The sequence below is a fragment of the Ornithinibacter sp. genome (assembly GCF_035443565.1).
Classification (GTDB): domain Bacteria; phylum Actinomycetota; class Actinomycetes; order Actinomycetales; family Dermatophilaceae; genus Fodinibacter.
In genome coordinates, this window is sequence record NZ_DAORSO010000200.1 from 1 (window position 1) to 3,322 (window position 3,322).

At 71.8% G+C, this 3,322-nt stretch carries 3 protein-coding genes; all 3 read right to left on the reverse strand.

The features are described from left to right. Positions 1–70: 70 nt before the first annotated feature. Positions 71–1,081 carry a GTP pyrophosphokinase gene (locus PLL68_RS13255; RefSeq protein WP_324534838.1) on the reverse strand — a complete coding sequence of 337 codons (1,011 nt, stop codon included), beginning with the start codon at positions 1,079–1,081 and terminating at the stop codon, positions 71–73. Positions 1,082–1,136: 55 nt separating this feature from the next. After that, the gene (gene rocF / locus PLL68_RS13260; protein ID WP_324534840.1) at positions 1,137–2,057 is read right to left on the reverse strand and encodes an arginase; all 921 of its coding nucleotides are present in this window, start codon (positions 2,055–2,057) and stop codon (positions 1,137–1,139) included. A 15-nt stretch (positions 2,058–2,072) separates the two neighbouring features. After that, the coding region (lysA, locus tag PLL68_RS13265; RefSeq protein ID WP_324534842.1) for a diaminopimelate decarboxylase at positions 2,073–3,322 on the reverse strand (1,250 nt) is incomplete at its 5' end.

Consider the following 3,322-nt stretch of genomic DNA (forward strand, 5'->3'; position numbering starts at 1 on the left):
GCCGAGGTGAAGTAGCCAGCAGGGCTCGCCGTGAGTGCGGAAGTGGTTGCCAGGGCAGCCACTTCCGCACTCACGGCGAGGTCGTGAGGTTGGCGCGGCGGGCTTCGAGGGCCTCGCGCCGGTGGGCGTTGCCGTGGAGGGCGACGTAGGTGTCGCCGAACCGGGAGAGCAGGTCGTCGTCGAGTCGGCGCACCGCACCGGGCGGGTACCTGTAGCCCATCGCCGCCGTCACCGCCGAGCTGTCGACGTCGCGCAACGTGGCACTCAGCTCGTCCAGCGAGGCGATGCCGAGCTCGAGGAGCAGCCCCGAGATCCACTCGTAGTGGTCGGTGCGTGACCACCCGGCGCTGGAGTAGCGCCCGGCGAGGAAGGTCGCGAGCTCCTGGGCACTGATGCGCGGGTCGAGCTCGTCACCCGCCCCGACGCTGCTGTCGCCCAGCCCGGCCTGCAGGCGGTCGCGGATCGCCCCGAACTCGCGGTCGGCGAGCTCGATCAGCCCCGCCGCCAGGGTGAACCGGCGATCGAGGTCGGGCACCTGCTCGGGCGGCACCGTCCCCTTGTAGCGGATGTCGTGCTCGAACTCCGCCCACGCGTGCTGGAGCACCGTCCGCAGCTGGATCGACGCGCAGGTCAGCGGTTCGTATGCCGTCGGGTCGCCCGCCGCTGACACCCCGGCATCCCCGGTGGCGCGGGAGACGAGCAGGTGTCGACTCGCGTAGCCGAAGCGACCGGCGGCGGCGGTCTCCTCCCCGAGGTCACGGTCGTCGAGCACGGTGAACTGCTCGGCGAGCAGCTCGGCCACGGCGTCGATGTCACGCTGCACGTAGGTGATGACCCGCACGCCCACCTGGTCGGTGACCGCGACGAGCGGGTCTGCTCCGGGGTCCGCAGCGAGGATGCCGCGCGCCTTGGCCGTGAAGGACGGCACCGACTTCGTGCGGCCGGTGACGGTGAGGTAGTTGATGCCCGCCTCGTCGATGATGCCGGTGACGAGCGCGACGAACTCGTCGGTGGCGGCGATCAGCTGGTCGCGCATGGCCACGTAGTCCGCAACGGCACGGTCGAGACGGCGCATGGACATGGGCCCACTGTCCCACGTGACTCGTCGGCCCGCCGCTCGCGCCGGCTCGCTGGCGTCAGCGCCGGTGCACCCGCAGCAGGGTGCTCTTGCCGAACAGGCTCTCGACGAGGTCGACCGCGAGGGTCGAGGTCTGGCTGCGCACGTCGAGTGCCGGGTTGAGCTCGACGATGTCCAGGCTGCCCAGTCGCCCGGTGTCGGCGATCATCTCCATGCACAGGTGGGCCTCGCGGTAGGTCGGCCCACCACGCACCGGGGTCCCGACCCCCGGGGCGATCGAGTCGTCCAGGAAGTCCAGGTCGAGGCTGACGTGCAGGTGGGTGTTCTCGTCGACCCCCTTGAGGGCCATCTCCATGGCGTGCCGCACCCCGATCTCGTCGAGGTAGCGCATGTCGAACACCTCGACCTCGTGCTCCGCGAGCAGGTGCTTCTCACCGAGGTCGACGTCGCGCAGGCCGATCTCCCGCACGTCGTGCGGGTCGACGGCGGGCACGGCCCCCGAGAGGTTGAGCAGGGGCTCGGGCCCGTTGCCGGTGAGGACCGCGACCGGCATCCCGTGCATGTTGCCGGAGGGGGTGATGGAGGCGGTGTTGTAGTCGGCGTGCGCGTCGAACCACAGCACGCGCAACCGCTTCCCCGTCTCGCGGCAGTGCCGTGCCGCGGCCGAGATCGAGCCGATGGCCAGGCAGTGGTCGCCGCCGAGCATGATCGGTAGCCGCCCTCCGACGAGCTCGGCGTAGACCGCGTCGAACACCGCGTGGTTCCACGCCGTGACCTCCGCGAGGTGGCGGTAGCCGTCGACCGCGAATGCCCCCGGGTTGTCCGGGCCGGTGACGTCACCGCAGTCGTGCACCTCGGACCCGAAGCGCTCGAGGGACTCCTGGATGCCGGCGAGCCGCAGCGCGGCCGGGCCCATCCGGCATCCGAGCACGCTGGCACCCACGTCGGTGGGTGCCCCGATCAGACTGATGTGGTCCATCGCTCTCTCCCTTGGTCAGTCGACGTCTCGGCGCAGGAGGTCGTCCCACGTCTCGCGGCGCACGACGACCCGCCAGCTGCCGCCCGAGGCGAAGACCACGGGGACCCGGCGGTTGCCGTTGTAGTTGTTGGCCATCGTGTGGCAGTAGGCGCCGGTGGCGGGGACGACGAGCAGGTCTCCGACCGCGGGATCGGCCAGCGGCACCCCGGCCACGAGGACGTCGCCGCTCTCGCAGTGCCGCCCGACGACCTGGCACTGCTCGCCGGCGCCGTCGAAGCGCCCGACGATGCCGGCCTCGAACCGTTGGTCGTACAGCGCCACCTCGAGGTTGTCGCCCATCCCCCCGTCGACGGCGACGAACGTGTGAGTGCCGCGCTTGACGGTGACCACCCGGTAGAGCGTGCACGCAGCCTCGGCGACCATGCTGCGCCCGGGCTCGATGATGAGCTGCGCCTGCGCGGGCAGGTGAGCGCGCGCCGCGCCGACGAGGGCGTCGAGGTAGTCCGGGATGCCGGCCGGCTGGTCGCTCCACGTGTAGCGCGCCCCGAGCCCGCCGCCGAGGTCGTAGACGGGGAACTCCCCGAGCCCGGCGATGCCGGCCACCGCCTCGACGGCCTGTGCGAACGGCTCGGTCTCCATGATCTGCGACCCGACGTGCAGGTGCAGGCCGCGCATCCGCAGCACCGGTGACGCCTCGATCCGGGCGATGAGCGGCACGGCCTGGGCCGGCGCGAGGCCGAACTTGCTCCCGTCGTGGCCGGTCAGCACGCTGGCGTGGGTGTCAGCGGTCACCCCGGGGATCACCCGCACGAGCACGTCCATCCTCTGCCCGCGGGGGATGGCCGCCTCGAGCCGGTCGACGTCGTCGGCGTTGTCGACGACGACCAGCCCCAGCCTGTTCTCGACGGCGAGGGCGATCTCGTCGTCGAGCTTGGCGTTGCCGTGCAGCACCAGGGATGCCGGGTCGGCACCGGCCTTGAGGGCCGTGACGATCTCGCCGCCACCGGCGACGTCGAGCCCCAGCCCTTCCTGCACCATGACGCGCTGGACGGCGGTGCAGGGGAAGGACTTCGACGCGAACACCACCCTGCTGTTCGGCCACCGACTGGCGAGGCCGTCGGCGTAGGCCCTGGCCCGGGCGCGCAGGGCGTCCTCGGCGACGATGATCGCCGGGGTGCCGACGTCAGCGGCGATGTCGTCCAGGCGTGCGCCACCCACCCGGGCGACACCGTCGGCATCCACGGTGGTCCCGGGTGGGAGCAGGT